Genomic DNA, 17,675 nt, shown 5'->3' on the forward strand with positions numbered 1-17,675 from the left:
TAAGGCTTCGCGTTGTGGGTGGCGGCTGTGGCGTGACGGTCCGTTTCGTTTCGCGAAGCCGCGCTCATCGGCCCGCGTTCATCCGTCCGCGTCCGCGTCCGCCTTCGCCGTATCGCCGCACGCGGCCACACCGTGAGGAGACGATCCGTTTCGTATCGCAACCACCCGCACCTTCGGCGGCGTCTATGGCGAGACGATTCGTCTCGTCTTGTAAATGCCCGCCCGTCTGGGCGCCGTTATGGCGAGACGATCCGTTTCGTCACGCACACGCCGCGCATTGAAGCTCCGGCTCCGCAGAGACGATCCGTTTCGTTTCGCAGAGCGCTGCATCGAGGGCGGGGTCTATGGCGAAACGATCCGTCTCGTCTTGTGAGCGTTGGCCACTGTGCGTGCGGCTTTCACGAGACGAGACGGATCGTTTCGGTTGGCTTACTTGTCGGTGGCGGGTGCCTTTGCGGGGGCGGTCGCGGGCTCGGGGCGGCGGCCCGAGCGGGCGTAGGCCAGCATGGCGACGATCAGGGCGAGCACGCCGGCCACCAGGCCGGCGATGCCGAACGCGTTCGAGCCGCCTTCGTCGTCGCCGACAGCGGACTCGGCAGCGGCAGTAGCGGTGGGAGCCGCAGCGGGGGTGTCGGCGCCCTCGGCGGCCGCGGCGCCGATCTTCAGGACCGGGGCCGGCGACTCGGGCTCGGTGCCGTCGGTGGTCGGCTCGTCGATCCAGCGCACGACGTTGCCGTCGGAGTAGGTCTGCAGCGCCTTGAAGATCATGTCGCCGGACGCGGGGAGCGGGCCCATCGAGACGTCGAACTCCTGGAACTGGCCCGGCTTGACCTCGTTGCCGGCCTTGGCCGTCCAGGTGATCTTCGAGACGGCCTCGGTGATCTGCGCGCCGTGCGCCTCGAGCGGCTTGTCGAGCTTCGAGACCGTGGTGGCCACGTCCCAGCCGTTGACCGGCTTCACCGACACCGACGCGACCGGCTTGTCGGCCGGCAGGTTGACCTCGACCTTGGTCGTCGATTCGCTGTCGGACTCGTTGGGCACCCGGAAGGTGACCTTGGCGTATCCGCCGGCGGCCGCGGTGTCGGGGTTCACCGTGACGTGAGCGGCGGCCGGCGTGGCCAGGGCCAGGGTGAGGCCGGCGACAGCCGCGCCCACCAGTGCCGAGCGCTTGATCAGGGACATCCTTGTCGAACCTTCCGCAGGGGGACTAGCCCAAAGAGCTGGGCATTCGTAGTTGGTCGTTCCCCACCGCAGATTAGTTCCCGGCAATATCCAGAAAGTTTGGCCTGTCGCACATCGGCCCCAGCGGCGCCAGCGGCCCCAGCGGTGTCAGCCCCGGCAACCGGCGCCGGGTTGACCCGCAGCGCGCCCGAGCCGGTTTTGTGGACCTGGTCGGGCCGACGTGCCAGTTCACCGGAGTGCGGGCAGCCGTACGTCGACCCGCAGCCCGGGCCCGGCGTCGCCCAGCCCGACCGTGCCGCCGTGCCTGCGCACGAGTTCCCGGACGATGGCCAGCCCCAGCCCGGACCCGCCCGCGTCCCGCGCCCGCGCGTCGTCGAGCCGGGTGAACCGGTCGAACACGCGCTCGCGGTCGGCCGCCGGAATGCCCGGCCCGTCGTCGGTCACGGTGATCAGCCGATGCGTCCCGTTGGCCGTGACGGCCACCTGCACCTGCGACTTCGCATGCCGTACGGCGTTGTCGAGCAGGTTCGCGACCACCCGGCCCAGCGCGTCCGGCTCGCCGGTGACCTCCATCGGCGCCGACGGCCGCACATAGGTGACCGTCGGGTAGCGGTCGGCCACGTCGCCGACCAGCGTGCCGAGGTCGACCGAGCGGAACGGGGCCGAGATGGCCCGTCCGCCGCCGTCGTCCGCGCGGGCCAGCAGCAACAGGTCGTCGACGAGCCGGCTGAGCCGGTCGACGTCGGTGAGCAGGTCGTTCGACAACGCTTGCCAGTCGTTGTCCGGCAGGCGTTGGGCCACTTCCAATTCCGTACGCATATTGGTCAGTGGACTGCGCAGCTCGTGCGCCGCGTCGGCGACGAAGGCCCGCTGCCGCACCCGGGCCGACTCGAGCCGGTGCAGCATGCCGTTCAGGGTGACCGCCAGGCGATGGATCTCGTCGCGGGACTCCGGCACGGGCAGGCGGCCCTCGCGCGTACCCCCGGTGATCTCTTCGGCCCCGGCCCGCAGCGCGTCGACCGGATGCAGCACGGCCCCCAGCACCCGCCACAGCACGACCGCCAGCAGCGTGATGAGCAGCGGGAACGTCACCAGCAGGGCCAGCCGCAGGATGTGCACACCCTGGCTCAGGTCGTTGGTCGAGCGCGCGACCAGCACCCGCACCGGGTCGGTGGGCGGCCCCGCGGTCACCATGACCACCCGCGCGCCCCCGCCGACCAGCCCGATCCGGCTGCCCGGGATGTCGCGCACCTGGCCGTCGCCGAGGTCGCGCAGCTCGTCCGCGTAGAGCATGGGCGTCAGCCGGTCGGCCCCCGGCGACAGGGCCAGCACGCGGCCTTGAGCGTCGATGACCTGCACCTGCATGGCCGGGTTGGCCTCGATGCGCTCGCTCAGCGACTTCTGGTCGACCAGCTTGGCCACGCCCCGCGCGGTCTCGAGCGCCTCGGTGTTGACCGCGCGCAGGAGGGCGAAGTTGAGCACCCCGACCAGCAGGACGCCGCCCAGGGCGAGCCCCGCGGTCAGCCCGAGCACCGAGACCAGGACGAGCCGGGCCCGCAGACTGATCTCGCTCGGGCGCTTCACGGCATCGTGGCCAGGCGGTAGCCCGCGCCGCGGACAGTCTCCAGCCGTTCCCGGCCGATCTTGCGGCGCACGTAGCCCACGTACACCTCGACGGCGTTGGGCGCGGTCTCGTCGGCCGCGTCCCACACGTGGTCGAGCAGTTCGATCTTGCTGACCACCTGGCCCGGACGCCGCAGCAGGTATTCGAGCAGGGCGAACTCACGGGCCGTGAGTGCGACCTCCTGACCGGCCACGGTGACGCGACGCTCCGCCGGATCGAGCTCGATTTCGCCGTGGCTGAGCACCGTCGGGCGCTCGTGCACGCCGCGGCGGAGCAACGCCCGCAAGCGGGCCAGCAGAACCACGTACGAGAAAGGCTTGGTCAGATAGTCGTCGGCCCCGCAATCGAGGCCGTCGGCCTGGTCGTACTCGCCGTCCTTGGCCGACAACATCAGCACGGGCACCCAGTTCTGCTCGGCCCGCAACTGTCGCACGACGCGATAGCCGCTCAACCTCGGCAGCATCACGTCCAGGATCATGGCGTCGTAACCGCCGTGCCGGGCCATCTCGAGCCCGTCCTGGCCGTCGCCCGACACGTCGACCGCGAAACCCTCGGCCTGCAACCCACGCTGAAGCGCCGCCGCCAGGCGCGCCTCGTCCTCTACTACCAGCAACCGCACTCCTCTACCTTGGCATGTGCGGGGCCACCCCTAGGGGCTCCTCTCAGCCCGGTCACAGCGGCGTTGACGCACTCTTGTGGCAGATCAACGGGAGGTGGACATCGTGTCCGTGTTCAGGTCAAGGCCGGCGCTCCGCTGGCTCGTGCCGTCGGCTGCGGCAGTGGTCGTCATCGGCGGTGGCGCCGCGGCGGGGACGATCGTGGCCAGCGCCGACCCGTCGCTGCCCGAGCGCAGCGCGGCTCAACTGCTCGTCGACCTGCAGAACGCCAAGGTCGACGGGCTCTCCGGCACCATCGTGCAGAGTGCCGATCTGGGTCTGCCCAAGATCCAGGGGATCACCGACGGGGCGTCGGCCGACGCCGGTCTGCTCAGCCTCGTGGCGGGCAGCAACACCGCGCGGGTCTGGTACGCCGGCGAGGACAAGGCGCGGCTCGCCCTGGTCGGCACCTCGGGCGAGACCGACGTCATCCGCAACGGCTCGGACGTGTGGCTCTGGCAGAGCAAGGGCAACACGGCGACGCACCTGAAGGTGCCGGCCGAGGCGGGCAAGAAGCCGCAGGCGCTGCCGACCGGCGTGCCGACGACGCCGCAGGACGCGGCCGACGCGGCGCTGGCGGCGATCGACGACAGCACCAAGGTCACCACGACCGGCGCGGCCAAGGTGGCCGACCGGGACGCCTATGAGCTGGTGCTCAGCCCCAAGGCGACGCAGTCGCTGATCGGGCAGGTGCGCCTGGCCATCGACGCCGAGAAGCACATTCCGCTGCGGGTCGACGTGTATGCCAAGAACGCGACCAGCCCCGCCGTCCGGGTGGCGTTCACGCAGGTCAGCTTTGAGACGCCGGACGCGCAGCAGTTCGCCTTCAACCCGCCGCCCGGGGCGAAGGTGACCGAGTCGAACGTCGGCCAGCTCGAGAAGGACGCCGAGAAGGCGGCCAAGGAGCACGAGAAGGCGCTGCCGCCGGCGGCCCGCGCGGGTAAGCCCGGCGCGGCCGGGGGCGACATGAAGGTGGTCGGGGAGGGCTGGGCGTCGATCCTGACCGCCAAGCTGCCCGCCACCGACGCGTCTTCGAGTGAGGCTCAGGGCGTGCTGGGCATGCTGCCGGAGGCGAGCGGCACCTGGGGCAAGGGCCGGCTGTTCAGCGGATCGCTCTTCAGCGTGCTGCTGACGGACGACGGCCGGGTCTTCGCCGGTGCGGTCGCTCCGGAGTCGCTCTACGAGGCGGCCGGCAAGAAGTGAGGTAGTCACCCCATAGTTCTAGAACTCTCGTCGGCGTTATGCAACACTGCCGAGGAGAGTTCTAGAACTTTTGGAGGCGGCTGCAATGTCCACCCTGATTGATGAGCCGGCCGCCGGTCGCTTCGGCGATTTCGGCGGCCGGTTCGTTCCCGAGTCCCTGGTCCCCGCGTGCGGCGCCCTGGCCGCGGCCTTCCGCGAGGCTTGGGCCGATCCGCTGTTCCGGGCCGAGCTCGACGATCTGCTCGCCGTCTACGCCGGTCGCCCCACTCCGCTCACGCCCGCCCGCCGCCTCTCCGCCGAGCTCGGCATCGAGTTGCTGTTGAAGCGCGAAGACCTGGCCCACACAGGCAGCCACAAAATCAACAACGTGCTCGGCCAAGGCCTGCTGGCGCGCCGCATGGGCAAGCGCCGCATCATCGCCGAGACGGGCGCCGGCCAGCACGGGGTCGCCGCGGCCACCGCGGCCGCGCTGCTCGGCCTCGAGGCCACCGTCTACATGGGTGAGCGCGACATCGAGCGGCAGCAGCTAAACGTTCTGCGCATGACCACGCTGGGCGCGCGCGTCGTCCCGGTCGCCACCGGCAGCCGCACGTTGAAGGACGCGACGAACGAGGCCATGCGAGCCTGGGTGGCCGACGTCGACGAGGCCCACTTCCTGCTCGGCTCCGTCGGCGGCCCCCACCCCTACCCGTGGCTGGTCCGCGAGCTGCAACGCGTGATCGGCGACGAGGCCCGCCGTCAGGTCACCCAGGTGCCCGACGCGGTGGTGGCCTGCGTCGGGGGCGGCTCCAACGCGGCCGGCACGTTCGCCGGTTTCGCCGACACCTCGGCCCGCCTGATCGGCGTCGAGGCCGCCGGCGGGGCCGCGATGTCGGCCGGTGCGCCGGGTGTGGTGCACGGCGCCCGCTCGATGGTCCTGCAAGATGCCGAGGGTCAGGTCGCCGAGGCCGAGTCGATCGCCGCCGGCCTCGATTACCCCGGCATCGGCCCGGAACACGCCCACCTGGGCGCCATCGGCCGTGCCGAGTACCACTCGGTGAAAGACGACGAGGTGATCCTCGCCGTCCAGCGCCTGGCCCGCGCCGAGGGCATCATCTGCGCCCTCGAGTCGGCCCACGCGGTCGCCTGGGTCCTCCGCGAGGCGGGCACCCCGCTGCTGCCCACCGGCTCCCGCGTGGTCCTCACCCTTTCCGGCCGAGGCGACAAAGACATGGTCACCCTGGGGGCAGTCGCATGACCCGCCCCCAGCCGGCCGGCCGCAGCCTCCTGGGCCCGGCCCACCCCGCCCACCACCGCCTGCAGGCCCAGCTCGAAGCGCCAGCTTGCCCCGAGCGTCCGCATGACGAGCCGGGCGCAGTCGCCGTCCAGGCAACATCCGGCTCTCGCGGTGGCCGCGCGGTGGGCGGATTCCAAGGCCGGTCGGCCGAGCCCGAGTTCGACGGCGGCCCAGCGGTAGGCCAGCTGTACGGCCGACCGGCGGCGCAAGCCGACGCGCGCCCTGTTCCCGAGCCACAAGACACCCGCGCGCAACGGCAGCCCGCCGTTCTCGGCGACGACGAACCCAACGCATCGCAGAGCCGACGGCGCCTGGCCGTCTCTGACGGGCGCGGGGAATCGGTGCCGGACGGTTGTGAAGAGCCGGCACCTGATGACGCAGCCGACGGTCGGCCCGCCAGCGCTCCGGCCGAGGGCGGTGGCCGGCGAGCGCGCAAGCTGCTCGTGCCCTATCTGACCGCGGGCGTGACCGAGAACTGGCTCGAATATCTGTTCGCGATGCAAGACGCCGGGGCGGACGCGATCGAGGTCGGGTTCCCGTTCTCCGACCCGATGCTCGACGGGGTCACCGTGCAGCGGAGTTCCGACCAGGCGCTCGCGCGCGGCGTCACGGTGGCGTCGATCCTGCGCGAGCTGCACGACGTGCGCGACCGGGTGCGCGTGCCGCTGATCGCCTTCATCTACTCGAACCTGGTGTTCCGCCCGGGCCCGGCCGCTTTCTGCCGCCAACTGGCCGACACCGGCTTCAGCGGGCTGATCGTGCCCGACCTGCCGCTCGATGAGGCGGGTGGGGTCGAGGCAGCCGCGGCGGCCGCCGGAATCGAGCTCACCCTGCTCGTCGCCCCGGTCACCCCCGACGACCGGCTGGCCGAGATCGTCGCCCGCAGCCGCGGCTACATCTACGCGATCAGCCACATGGGCACCACGGGCGAGCGTGCCTCCCTCGCCTCGTCGGCCGCCACCGTCGCCGCCCGCATCAAAGCAGCCCAGGCGGTTCAGTTTCCGCAGTTCGCAGAAGCATCGCAGCCGGCGACGACGCGGGCCGGCCAGACAAGCCAGGTGGCGCAGGCAGGCCAGGTGGTGCAGGCAGGCCAGGTGGTGCAGGCAGGCCAGGTGGTGCAGGCAGGCCAGGTGGTGCAGGCAGGGCAGGCGGTGCAGATGGTGCCGGCGTCCGAGGCGGTGCAGGCAGGCGAGGCCATCGACCTTGCAGGAGCAGTGCAGGGTTCGGCAGGGCAGATGGCGCGGGCAGAAGTGGCGGGGCGAGCGGCGCGGGCGGGGGAAGATCGGTCCGCCCTCGACCCCCATGGGCTCACCTTCGGGCGGGCTGGTGGTTGGGTGCCGGTGTTGGTGGGGTTCGGGATCTCGGGGGTGGAACAAGTCGCCGCGGCGGGGCGTGCGGGGGATGGTGTTGTGGTGGGGTCGGCTCTGATGCGTAGGGTGCTGGAGGGGGCCACGCCGCTGGAGCTGGGTGCAGAGGTGGCGGTGTTGCGTGGCGCCCTTGATGCCCTGGACGAGGAGGCTTCCGCTGACCGCACCGCGTACGCCGAAGTATCGGGTGATCGCCGATGACCTGAGCAGCAAGATCCGGGGCGGGGAGCTGTCGCCGGGGGTGGCTCTGCCGCCGCAGAAAGAGTTGAGCGCGCGTTACGGCGTCACGCTGGCTACGTTGCGGCAGGCGCTTCAGCAGCTCGAGGACGATGGGCTGCTCTCGCAGCAGCCGGGCCGTGGCACGTTCGTGGCTGAGCCGCGGGCGGCCTATCGGCTCGACTCGCTGCGAGGCTTTGCCGAAGACCTGCGGGCTCAGGGGCACCTGGTCACGACCCAGATTCTTGGGCAGACCGTGGCCCAGCCGCCGGCGTGGGCGGCGGCGCACTTCGGGGATGCCGATCCTGCCGTCCGGCTGGAACGTCTGCGGCTGCTGGCCGGGCACCCGGCCGTGCATCAGGTGTCGTGGATCCATGGGTTGGAACTGGCCGAGACTGACCTCAGCGGGGTCTCGCTCTATGCCGCGCTGGCGGAGCACGGCATTGCCGTTCACCGCGCGGGCGAGGCGTTGCGGCCGGGCGTTCTCGATCAGGCCAGCGCCACCCTGCTGCGGCAGCCGCTGGGCACGCCCGCTTTCCACTCCGAGCGGGTCACCTACGGGCTCGACGATCGGGTGCTCGTGGCGGATCGCGCCACAATTCTCGGCTCCATGATGGAGATCCGGACCGAGCGTGAGGTCAGTGGGCTCTCCATGCAGTGGGTCCAGCTGGGCTGACCCGTCAGCTGGCGTAGCGTTTTTCGGCTCTTGCTCGGGCCTTGGCTGCCTCTTCCTCGCGGTTTTTGGGGGCGGCTGTGGTGACCAGTTCTTCGAGCAGGGTGGCGGTGGCGGCGGCGATCGTGGCCACGGCCTGGTCGAAGGCGGCCTGGTTGGCCTGGGACGGGCGGGTGCTGCCGGCGACCTTGCGCACGTATTGCAGAGCGGCGGCGTGGATCTCGTCGCCCGTGGCGGGGGGCTCGAAGTTGTGCAGCTGGTGGATGTTGCGGCACACGGCGGACGACCTCCGGGGGAGCTGGGGCGGGACTTCTGCCAAGCTACGTCACGGGTGCGACGAAATACGATGGGTTCATGGCGCACTGGTACGAGTCGTCGATCGATCGGCAGCTTCGTGAGGCGGCTGAGCGCGGCGAGTTCGACAATCTGCCCGGGAAGGGCAAACCGCTCCGCGGGCACGGCGGGGAGTACGAGGACGACTGGTGGGTGAAGGACTGGCTGGAGCGCGAGGGCGCTACCGCCGGGGTCATTCCGCCCACCCTGGCCCTGCGGCGGGAGACCGAGGACCTCGACGACAAGGTCGATCGTCTGCGGTCCGAGCTTGAGGTGCGCGACTACGTCGCCGCCCTCAACGAGCGCATCGGCAAAGCCAACATCGGTCTGATGGACGGGCCGCCCGTGATCCTCCCGCCCCTCGACGCCGACCAGGTGGTCGCCGCCTGGCAGGAACGCCGCCCGGCCTGCTGAGCGGCGAAGCGGTGTGACGGTTGCCACCGGGGGGAGCGGGGCGGATTCCAGGTTGCTTTCAGATAACGGTGTTATCGACTTGGGGGTGATGGGGAGAGCTGCTCGCTTGGGCGGGCTGTTGGTGCTGGTGGGGGCCCTGGTCGGGTTGTCGGCGATTCCGGTCGGGGCGGTGCTGCGGTCCGGTGCGCAGTGGAGCCGGCGGCAGCGGGCCGACCTCCCCGCGCAGCTGTTGGAGCCGCCTGCCGCGCAGCTCACCCGGGTTTATGCGAACGACGGGCGGACGCTGATCACCACGTTCTACGACGAGGATCGGCATGACGTCACGCTGGGGCAGATCGCGCCGGTGATGCAGCAGGCCATCGTCGCTGCCGAGGACACTCGGTTTTTCGAGCACGGCGGTGTCGACCTCAAGGGTGTGGCCCGCGCGCTGGCCTCCGACGCGCGCAGCGGGCACGCGGGGCAGGGCGCCTCGACGATCACCATGCAGCTGGTGCGCAACGTGCTCAAGGAAGACCCGGCCGAGCGGGCCGCCGCGACCGCGGACACCCCGGGGCGCAAGCTGCGCGAGATCGAGTACGCCGTGGAGCTCGAGCACCGCCTGACCAAGCAGCAGATCCTGCAGAACTACCTGAACATTGTGTACTTCGGCGACGGCGCCTACGGGGTCGAGGCCGCCGCCCGCCGGATCTTCGGGGTCACCCCGGCCCGGCTCGACCTGGCCCAGGCCGCCCTGATCGCCGGAATCGTCCAGTCGCCCGACGCCGACAACCCGGTCAGCGGCGACAAGACCGCGGCCGAGGTGCGTCAGGGCTACGTGCTCGACGCGATGCTCAAGGCCGGCACGATCACCCGGGCCCAGCACGACCGGGCCGCGGCCGAGAAGCTCACGTACTCGGGCGCCACCCAGCCCAACGGTTGTGTCGACGCCTCGGGGCAGGCCGACGCCTGGGGGTTCTTCTGCGACTATTTCGAGCGCTGGTGGGACGGCCAGGCCCAGTTCGGCGCCACGAAGGCAGCGCGCGAGGATGCGCTGCGCCGGGGCGGCTACAACGTCGTCACCACGCTCGACCCTGACGTGCAGAAGGTCGCGGCCAAGCAGTCCCGCCGCGTCTACGGGCTCGGCAACAAGAAGACCCTGCCCATCGCCGTCGTGCAGCCGGGCACCGGCCAGGTGCTGGCGCTCGCCGTCAACCGCGTCTACGGCACGGCTGAGAAGACCGGCGCGGGTGAGAAGGACGGCACGGGTAAGAAGAGCACCGTGAATCCCCTGGTCAGCGGGGGTAGCGGGATCAACGGCTATCCGTCCGGCTCGACCTTCAAGATGTTCACCATGCTGGCCGCGCTGGAGGCCGGTATGCCGCTGAGCACGGACTACGACGCGCCCGCGAAGCTGGTCACCGAGTGGCCCGACAACGGCCCGGGCAACTGCGACGGCCGGTACTGCCCGGGCAACGACAACCCGGCCTGGATGGACGGCCACCGCACGATGTGGGACGCGTTCGGCCGGTCGGTGAACACGTACTTCGTTCACCTCGAGGAGCAGGTCGGCCCGGCCGCCGTGGTCGCGATGGCGCGGCGGCTCGGCATCAGCTTCAGTTCGCCGTCCGACGCTGAGCTGGCCGCGAGCCCGGACAGTTGGGGCTCGTTCACCCTCGGCGTGGTCGACACCACCCCGCTCGAGCTGGCCTCGGCCTACGCGACGGTGGCGGCCGACGGCATTTACTGCGCGCCGCTGCCCGTGGCCGAGATCGACGGCCGTAAGGTCACCGCGAGCTGCCGGCAGGTGCTCGACCCGCGGATTGCGCGGGCCGCCACCGATGCGGCCCGCTGCCCGGTGGGTCAGCAGAGTGCGTACGGGAAATGCGACGGTGGCACCGCCGAGCAGGTCGCGGGCATGTTCGGCGGGCTCGACGTGGCCGGCAAGACGGGCAGCACCGAGGACAACCGCACCGAGACGTTCGTCGGCTTCACGCCCACGATGGCCGCGGCCGGCATCGCCAACGACCCGGTGGACCCGTCCGACGGGGTGGGCCGCGGGGTCGAGTCGCGCGTGGTCACCGCCGTCGCGCGAACCCTGCGTGCCGCGGTCGGCAATGCGACGTACGCCGGGTTCACCCCGCCGAGCGCCGCCCAGGCGTACGGCGGCTGATTTTGGCCGGAAGCTCAGCGGGAATGCGTTACCTGCCGAACTGAACCCTGTGACCGCCGCCCGCGAGCAGCGACGACTGACCGCCCTGCACGAGTACGAGCTGCTCGACATGCCGGCCGGGGACGAGCTGGAAGCCGTGGTGCGGGTGGCCGCCCAGGTGGCCGGCGTGCCGTTCGGAACGCTCAACCTGATCGACGAGAACCGGCAGTGCCAGCTCACCACCACCGGTTTCGCGGGCAGCGACTCGGCCCGCTCCGACTCGATGTGCGCCGTGCGGTTCGAGACCGGTCAGGTCACGTATCTGCCCGACGCCAGCCTCGACCTGGCCTACGCGTTCAACCCGTGGGTGACCGGTCTGCTGGGCAAGGTGCGGTTCTATTTCTCGGCGCCGCTGGTCACGCCCCAGGGCTACGCGCTGGGCTCGCTCTGCGTGTTCGACGAGAAGCGCCATGAGCTCACCGACCAGCAGATCGATCGGCTGCGCGACCTGGCCCAGGTGTTGCTGGGCCTGTTCGAGTGCCGGCGCCAGGCCCGGCTCAACGCCGAGCTGGCGGCCGAGGTGCGCCAGCAGCACGACGAACTGGAACGGGCGCACGCCGAGCGGGCCGCCACCATCGTCGAGCTGCGCCGGTCCAACCACGAGCTGGAGCAGTTCGCGGGCGTGGTCAGCCACGACCTGGCCGCCCCGCTGACCGTGGTCCACGGCTACCTGGAACTGCTGGAGGAGGGCGTACGGGGAAAGGACGAGCAGTCGGAGCAGTGGATCGGCTCGGCCGTGCGCGCCGTCGGCCGGATGCACCGCCTGATCACGTCGTTGCTGAGTTACGCCCGGGCCGGCCACGCGCCGTTGCGGGCCGAGCGCACCGACCTGGGTGAGATCACCGAACAGGCGCTCACCGACCTGCGGGCCCACCTCGACGGTGCGACCGTGGCCGTCTCCCCGGAGCTGCCCGAGGTCGAGGCCGACCCCACCCTGCTCCGTCAGCTGCTGCAGAACCTGCTGGGCAACGCGCTCAAGTACCGCCGGCCCAACCGGCCGTGCCGGGTCGAGGTCAGCGCCACCCCCGACGGCGACCAGTGGCGGGTCGCCGTGGCCGACAACGGGGTCGGCATCCCCCCGGCCCAGCGCGAGCGCGTCTTCGAGATGTTCGCCCAGGTCGACCCGGCCTCGGGCCAGGGCTACGGGGTGGGCCTGTCGACCTGCGAGCGGATCGTCGACCGGCACGGCGGGCGGATCGCCGCCACCGAGACGCCGGGCGGCGGCACCACTGTCGTCTTCACCCTGCCGGCGCGGAAGTTGTTGCCGAGCCGGCCGTCATGAGGACGTTCACGAAGCTCAAGTACCGCGTCGCGGGCGGCTTCACCGTGCTCCTGCTGCTCTTCCTGACCCTGATCGTGGCCCACTTCGCCGTCACCGAGCGCCAGCGGGTCCGGCAGGAGGGCGTCACCCAGCGCATCGACGTCGCCCGGGACACCAACCGGGCCGTGCTGCAGTACATGACCGACGCCGAGACCGGCATCCGCGGCTTCCAGCTGACCGGCGGGACCACGTTTCTCGAGCCATATATCAGCGGCCGGGCCGGCGCGTTCAGCGCGCTGCAACGGCTGGACGAGGATCCGCTCGACGAGGAGACGGCCCGGCTGGTGCAGCTGGAACGACTGGCCGCCGAGGACTGGCTCTACGGCTACGCGATCCCGATCGTCAACGCCGGGGTGGCCGACGCCGACGACGCCCGGGCGGCCCGCGGCAAGGACCTGTTCGACCGGCTGCGTACGGCTAATGCCGACGTCTTCGCCGCGGTCGAGAGCTACGAGCAGAGCGCCGGCGCCGACGCCCGCGGCAGCTCCCAGCTGGCCGCCCTGTTCTTCGCCGGCCTGGCCACCCTGGTCGTGCTGGCCGGTCTCGGCTTGGCCATGCTGCACCAGCGGCACCTGCTCGTGCCGCTCGAACACATCCGGCTCACGCTGCGCCGGCTGGTCGAGGGCGACCTGTCGGCCCGGGTAGTCCCGTCCGGCCCGGGTGAGCTGCGCGCGGTGGCCGGCACGGTCAACGAGCTGGCGGCCGGGACCGAGCGGCTGATCGGCGCCGACCGGGCCCGGGCCGCCCGCAGCGAACTGCGCCAGGCCGTCACCCACGAACTGCAGGAACCGGGGGAGGCGGCCGACACCGGGCGGCGGATCGCCGAGCTGATCGGCACCACGCTGGCCGCCGCGACCGTGCACAGCCGGATCACCATCCAGGCCGGCCTGCCGGTCGTGGTGGACTGGCCGGCCGGGGCGGCGCCGCTCGACGAATCGGTGATCGAGCAGGCCCGGTCGTGCGCGCCCGGCGGCTCGCTACGCCCGGCCGGACTGCCGGGTGGGATCGTCGTCCCGCTCAGCGGGGACGCGGGCTGCCCGCCCGGCCTGATCTGCGTGGTGCGGCCCGACCGTCCGGAGTGGCGCGAGGAGGACCGTCGTCTGCTCATCGGGCTGGCCCGCGAGATCGACCACGCGGCCCACCAGGAAAGACTGCGGCTGCGGCAGGCGCGGCTGATCAACGAGCTGCGGGTGCTCGACGAGCAGAAGAACGTGTTCGTCGCGACCGTCACGCACGAGCTGCGCACGCCGCTGACCAGCATCCTCGGCTACAGCGAGATGCTGGCCGAGGACGAGGAGCACCGCCAGGGCCTGTCCCCGGCCCAGGCCCGGGGCGTGGGGGCGATCCTGCGCAACGCGCACCGGCTCGAGGCCACCGTGGCCGACCTGCTGCTGCTCGACCGGTCGGTCGAACGCGGCGGGGCGTCGGTGCCGGTCGACCTGGCCCGGCTGGTCCGCGAGGTGCACGCCACGCTGGGCGTGGCGGCGCGAGCCAAGGGGCTGGACTGCACGCTGGCCACCGAGCCGGCCTGGGTCCGGGGCGACGCCGTCCAGCTGGAACGGGCCGTGCGCAATCTGCTCGACAACGCGGTCAAGTTCACCGCGCCCGGTGGGCATCTGGACTGCCGCCTCGACTGCACCGACGAACGGGCCGTGGTCACGGTCACCGACACCGGCATCGGCATTCCGGCCGACGACGTGCCCGGGTTGTTCACGCCCTTCCACCGGGCGGCCAACGCGATGGATCAGGCCGTGCAGGGCAACGGGCTGGGCCTGGCCATCGTCCGCAACATCGTCAGCGACCACGGCGGCACGGTCACCGCGCTGTCCGAATTGGGCCGGGGCAGCACGTTCACGATGTCGCTGCCGCTCATTCTGAACCGTCTCGCAGAGCCGTCCAGATCCGGTCGCGGGTGAACGGCAGATCGGTCAGGCGGACGCCGGTCGCGTCACGCACCGCGTTGGCCAGGGCCGGCGCCACCGGGTTGAACGGGCTCTCGCTCATCGATTTGGCGCCCAGCGGCCCGATCGCGTCGGTGGTCTCGGCGAACAACACCTCGGTCAAAGGCACATCGGCGTACGTCGGCAGGTGGTACTGCCGCAGGCCGGTCGTCGTGACCCGCCCGTCGGCGCCGATGTCGACGTGTTCGGCCAGAGTCGCGCCCAGCGCCTGAGCCACCCCGCCCTCGATCTGCCCCCGGCACTGCAACGGGTTCATCACCGTGCCCGCGTCGGCGCTGTGCACGCTGCGCAGGATCCGCAGCTCACCGGTGTCGGGGTCGACCGCGACCCGGAACCAGTGCGCGTTGAACGCCACCGACCGCGGGCTGCCGGCCCAGTGCCCGTGCGCGCTCAACGGTTCCCCGGCGCGGGCGGCGCCCGACCCGATCATCGTGTGCAGGGCGCGCGCGGCGTCCAGCACCGCCCGGCCCGCCACGACCACGCCGGTCGACGCGAACGCGCCCGTGTCGTGCCGCACGACGTCGGTGTCGGACTGCCGTACGGTGATCCGGTCGGGCGTTGTGCCCAGCGCGTCCGCGGCGATCTGGGCGTGCACGGTCGTGCTGCCGTTGCCGAACTCGGCCGTGCCGACCGCGATCTCGAACCGCCCGTCGGGCAACAGCGTCGCCGTCGCGTCGGCGTGGTGCCCGCCCGGCGGCCCGGCCGCGATCATCGTGATCGCCATGCCCTCGCCCACCCGCCATCCCGCCGGCGCTTCCTCGGCGGGCTCCTTGGCGGCCGTACGCAAATGATCGAGGCACTGATCCAGGCCGTAGGAGGCGATGCTCAGGTCGTCGACGTGGTCGCCCGGCGCGGTCAGATCGTCCCCCGGGCGTACGGCATTGAGAGAACGCAGCTCGACCGGGTCGACGCCGAGCCGGCGGGCCAGCTCGTCCAGCGCCGACTCGACCGCGAACGACACCTGCCCCAGCCCGTAGCCGCGGAACGCCCCCGACGGCACGGTGTTCGTGTAGACGCACCACGCGTCGGTCCGCATGTTCGCGCAGCGGTACAGCGCCACCGACTCGTGGCACGAGTGATACATGACCGCGGGCCCGTGATTCCCGTACGCCCCGGTGTCCGACACGACCCGCAACGCGAGCGCGGTCAGCGTCCCGTCGGCCCGCGCCCCCACCTTGACGGTGACGGTGAACGGGTGCCGGGCGGTGGCCGACGTGAACTGCTCGGCCCGCGTGTACTCGTGCTTGACCGGCCGCCCGAGCCGCAGCACGGCCAGCGCCACCAGATCCTCGACCAGCATCTCCTGCTTGCCGCCGAAGCCCCCGCCGACCCGCGCGGCGATCACCCGCACCTTGTCTTCCGGGAGGTCGAACAGGACGGCCAGCGCGCGCCGGGTCAGGAACGGGGTCTGCGTGCTGGTGCGGACGACCAGGCGGCCGTCGTCGTCGAGCCAGCCCACCGCGCCGTGCGTCTCGAGGCTGGCGTGCTGCACCCGCGGCGTCCGGAACGTCTCTTCGTACACCTTGTCGGCCTGGGCGAATCCGGCCTCGACGTCCCCGAGTTCGGCGTGCCGTTCCGCGACGATGTTGCCGGGCGAGAGTTGGTGCAGCTGGGGCGCGCCCTCGGCCATCGCCTCGGCCGGGGAGAGGACGGCCGGCAGCACCTCGTATTCGACGGCGAGCGCGCGGCAGCCCTCCTCGGCCGCGGCCTCGCTGGTGGCGATCACCGCGGCGACCCGCTGCCCGGCGAAGCGGACGACGTCGTCGAGCACCCGGGTGTCGGCCGGGTCCTCGGTCGCGTGCTCGTGCCGGGCGGTCGAGAACAACGTGGTGGGCGCGTCGGCGTGGGTCAGCACCAGCTCGACGCCGGGCACGGCCAGCGCGGCCTCGGTGCGGACGGCGGTGATGCGCGCGTGGGCGTGCGGCGAGCGCAGCACCTTGAGGTGCAGCACGCCCGGGACGTCCAGGTCGAACGTGTAGCGGGCCCGGCCGGTGACCACGTCGGGGCCGGCCGGGGCGCCCAGGCTCGCGCCGACCGCGGCGCCGGGGGCGGGCTCGGTCACGGTGACCCGGCCCGCCAGGGCGTCGGCGACCGCGCGGTAGCCGGTGCACCGGCACAGGTTGCCCTTCAGGGACCGGGGGAGGTCACCGCGCTGGTCGTCGGTGAGCGCGGCCGTTGTCATGATCATTCCGGCCGTACAGAAACCGCATTGGAAGCCCTGGGCGTCGAGGAACGCCTGTTGGACCGGGTGCAGGTCGTCGCCGGCCAGGCCCTCGATGGTGGTGATGCTGCGGGCGGCCGCGCGGAAGGCGGGGTAGACGCAAGAATGCACCGGGACGCCGTCGACGTGCACGGTGCAGGCGCCGCAGTCGCCGGTGTCGCAGCCCTTCTTGACCCCGAAGCAGCCCTCTTCGCGCAGGTAGGTGCGCAGACATTGGCCGGGCCGGGGTGCGCGGTCGTGCCGGGCGCCGTTGATGATCATGAGGTCAGCTCCGTCCGCACCTGCTCCGCGTAGAGCCGGGTCAGGTGCCGCCGCCAGGCCGGGAGCCCGTGCACGTCGTCGACGTAGGCGTCGTCCGGGATCCGCTCGGCCAGCGCCACCGAGACCAGCTCGGCCCCCGGCCACTCGGGGAAGACCAGCACGTACGGGCGCTTCGTGGCCGCGGTGACGGTGATCATCAGGCCGCCCTCGGCCGTCACCCGCCCGATCACCAGCACGCCCGAGCGGCCGTGGGCGTGCAAAGAGCCTTGCCGGTACGCCGTGCGGGAGCGCAACGACTCGGCCGGGAGCGCCATCGACCGCAGCAGCTCGCCCTCGCGCAGCACGGTCGTGCCCTCGCCGGTCACGAACTCGGCCACCGGCACTGTGCGTTCGCCCTCGGGCCCCTGCAGCAGCACCGTGCCGTCGAGCGCGGCCCCCAGCGCGATCATCGGCCCGGCCGGCAGCGCCGCGCACAGGTTGCCGCCCACGGTGGCCACGTTCCAGATCTTGAAGGAGGCCAGAAAGGCGTGGCAGCACCGCTCGGCGATGTCGTAGCCGCCGGCCGCCAGCTCGGCGATCGTGCAGGTGGCGGCGACCTCGAGACCGTCCTCGCTCAGCGTCAGGGCGGGCCAGCCGGACGCGGTCAGGTCGAGCAGCCGGGTCACATGCGGGCGGGGCTCGCCGAAGAGGGCCGTGCCGCCGCCGAGCCACGCGTCGCCCGGCCGCCACTGGCCCACCTGAGCTGGGCTGATCACTTCGGCCACGGTGTTCAGGTCCAC

At 71.8% G+C, this 17,675-nt stretch carries 14 protein-coding genes; 8 read left to right on the top strand and 6 right to left on the bottom strand.

Features of this window, described 5'->3' with window-relative positions; genetic code table 11:
* Positions 1 to 429: 429 nt before the first annotated feature.
* The 3 genes from M1L60_RS11790 to M1L60_RS11800 all read right to left on the bottom strand — a co-directional run bounded on the left by M1L60_RS11790 (position 430) and on the right by M1L60_RS11800 (position 3,425).
* Complete coding sequence (locus M1L60_RS11790) at positions 430 to 1,182, bottom strand: YcnI family protein (protein WP_253237409.1); 753 nt, start codon at positions 1,180 to 1,182, stop codon at positions 430 to 432.
* A 228-nt stretch (positions 1,183 to 1,410) separates the two neighbouring features.
* Positions 1,411 to 2,766 (bottom strand): sensor histidine kinase, encoded by a 1,356-nt coding sequence (locus M1L60_RS11795; RefSeq protein WP_253237410.1) that lies wholly within the window; start codon positions 2,764 to 2,766, stop codon positions 1,411 to 1,413.
* Positions 2,763 to 3,425, bottom strand: a complete 663-nt coding sequence (locus M1L60_RS11800) for a response regulator transcription factor (protein ID WP_253237411.1) — start codon at positions 3,423 to 3,425, stop codon at positions 2,763 to 2,765. Before M1L60_RS11800 ends, M1L60_RS11795 begins: the two co-directional genes overlap by 4 nt.
* A gap of 103 nt (positions 3,426 to 3,528) precedes the next feature.
* Here M1L60_RS11800 and M1L60_RS11805 point away from each other — a divergent pair, with 103 nt between their 5' ends.
* The 4 genes from M1L60_RS11805 to M1L60_RS11825 all read left to right on the top strand — a co-directional run bounded on the left by M1L60_RS11805 (position 3,529) and on the right by M1L60_RS11825 (position 8,200).
* Positions 3,529 to 4,665, top strand: a complete 1,137-nt coding sequence (locus tag M1L60_RS11805; protein ID WP_253237412.1) for a LolA family protein — start codon at positions 3,529 to 3,531, stop codon at positions 4,663 to 4,665.
* 85 nt (positions 4,666 to 4,750) lie between these two features.
* Complete coding sequence (gene trpB / locus M1L60_RS11810) at positions 4,751 to 5,902, top strand: tryptophan synthase subunit beta (protein WP_253237413.1); 1,152 nt, start codon at positions 4,751 to 4,753, stop codon at positions 5,900 to 5,902.
* Positions 5,899 to 7,509 carry a tryptophan synthase subunit alpha gene (gene trpA / locus M1L60_RS47550; protein WP_274622874.1) on the top strand — a complete coding sequence of 537 codons (1,611 nt, stop codon included), beginning with the start codon at positions 5,899 to 5,901 and terminating at the stop codon, positions 7,507 to 7,509. Before trpB ends, trpA begins: the two co-directional genes overlap by 4 nt.
* Positions 7,496 to 8,200, top strand: a complete 705-nt coding sequence (locus M1L60_RS11825; RefSeq protein ID WP_253237414.1) for a GntR family transcriptional regulator — start codon at positions 7,496 to 7,498, stop codon at positions 8,198 to 8,200. The genes trpA and M1L60_RS11825 overlap by 14 nt, the downstream gene beginning before the upstream one ends.
* A gap of 4 nt (positions 8,201 to 8,204) precedes the next feature.
* On the opposite strand, the gene M1L60_RS11830 is transcribed toward M1L60_RS11825, so the two are convergent.
* Positions 8,205 to 8,474, bottom strand: a complete 270-nt coding sequence (locus tag M1L60_RS11830; RefSeq protein ID WP_253237415.1) for a DUF2277 domain-containing protein — start codon at positions 8,472 to 8,474, stop codon at positions 8,205 to 8,207.
* 77 nt (positions 8,475 to 8,551) lie between these two features.
* Here M1L60_RS11830 and M1L60_RS11835 point away from each other — a divergent pair, with 77 nt between their 5' ends.
* The 4 genes from M1L60_RS11835 (at position 8,552) to M1L60_RS11850 (ending at position 14,369) form a co-directional block, all read left to right on the top strand.
* Positions 8,552 to 8,944: a DnaJ family domain-containing protein gene (locus M1L60_RS11835; protein ID WP_253237416.1), complete on the top strand. Its 393-nt coding sequence runs from the start codon at positions 8,552 to 8,554 to the stop codon at positions 8,942 to 8,944.
* 106 nt (positions 8,945 to 9,050) lie between these two features.
* Positions 9,051 to 11,093, top strand: a complete 2,043-nt coding sequence (locus M1L60_RS11840) for a transglycosylase domain-containing protein (protein WP_308208452.1) — start codon at positions 9,051 to 9,053, stop codon at positions 11,091 to 11,093.
* 49 nt (positions 11,094 to 11,142) lie between these two features.
* Positions 11,143 to 12,414: a sensor histidine kinase gene (locus tag M1L60_RS11845; RefSeq protein ID WP_253237418.1), complete on the top strand. Its 1,272-nt coding sequence runs from the start codon at positions 11,143 to 11,145 to the stop codon at positions 12,412 to 12,414.
* Positions 12,411 to 14,369, top strand: a complete 1,959-nt coding sequence (locus tag M1L60_RS11850; protein WP_253237419.1) for an ATP-binding protein — start codon at positions 12,411 to 12,413, stop codon at positions 14,367 to 14,369. The genes M1L60_RS11845 and M1L60_RS11850 overlap by 4 nt, the downstream gene beginning before the upstream one ends.
* Here the strand turns inward: M1L60_RS11850 and M1L60_RS11855 are convergent.
* Positions 14,323 to 16,896 (bottom strand): molybdopterin-dependent oxidoreductase, encoded by a 2,574-nt coding sequence (locus M1L60_RS11855; protein WP_253237420.1) that lies wholly within the window; start codon positions 16,894 to 16,896, stop codon positions 14,323 to 14,325. The two genes, M1L60_RS11850 and M1L60_RS11855, sit on opposite strands and share 47 nt — an antisense overlap.
* Positions 16,893 to 17,675: an FAD binding domain-containing protein gene (locus tag M1L60_RS11860; RefSeq protein ID WP_253237421.1), complete on the bottom strand. Its 783-nt coding sequence runs from the start codon at positions 17,673 to 17,675 to the stop codon at positions 16,893 to 16,895. Before M1L60_RS11860 ends, M1L60_RS11855 begins: the two co-directional genes overlap by 4 nt.

Source organism: Paractinoplanes aksuensis (assembly GCF_024137025.1).
GTDB classification, from domain to species: domain Bacteria; phylum Actinomycetota; class Actinomycetes; order Mycobacteriales; family Micromonosporaceae; genus Actinoplanes; species Actinoplanes aksuensis.

Excerpts from the sequence above, each read along its gene's own strand:
- M1L60_RS11790 (WP_253237409.1), bottom strand. The coding sequence starts at position 1,182 with ATGTCCCTGATCAAGCGCTCGGCACTGGTGGGCGCGGCTGTCGCCGGC.
- trpB (WP_253237413.1), top strand. The coding sequence starts at position 4,751 with ATGTCCACCCTGATTGATGAGCCGGCCGCCGGTCGCTTCGGCGATTTC.
- trpA (WP_274622874.1), top strand. The coding sequence starts at position 5,899 with ATGACCCGCCCCCAGCCGGCCGGCCGCAGCCTCCTGGGCCCGGCCCAC.
- M1L60_RS11835 (WP_253237416.1), top strand. The coding sequence starts at position 8,552 with ATGGCGCACTGGTACGAGTCGTCGATCGATCGGCAGCTTCGTGAGGCG.
- M1L60_RS11850 (WP_253237419.1), top strand. The coding sequence starts at position 12,411 with ATGAGGACGTTCACGAAGCTCAAGTACCGCGTCGCGGGCGGCTTCACC.
- M1L60_RS11855 (WP_253237420.1), bottom strand. The coding sequence starts at position 16,896 with ATGATCATCAACGGCGCCCGGCACGACCGCGCACCCCGGCCCGGCCAA.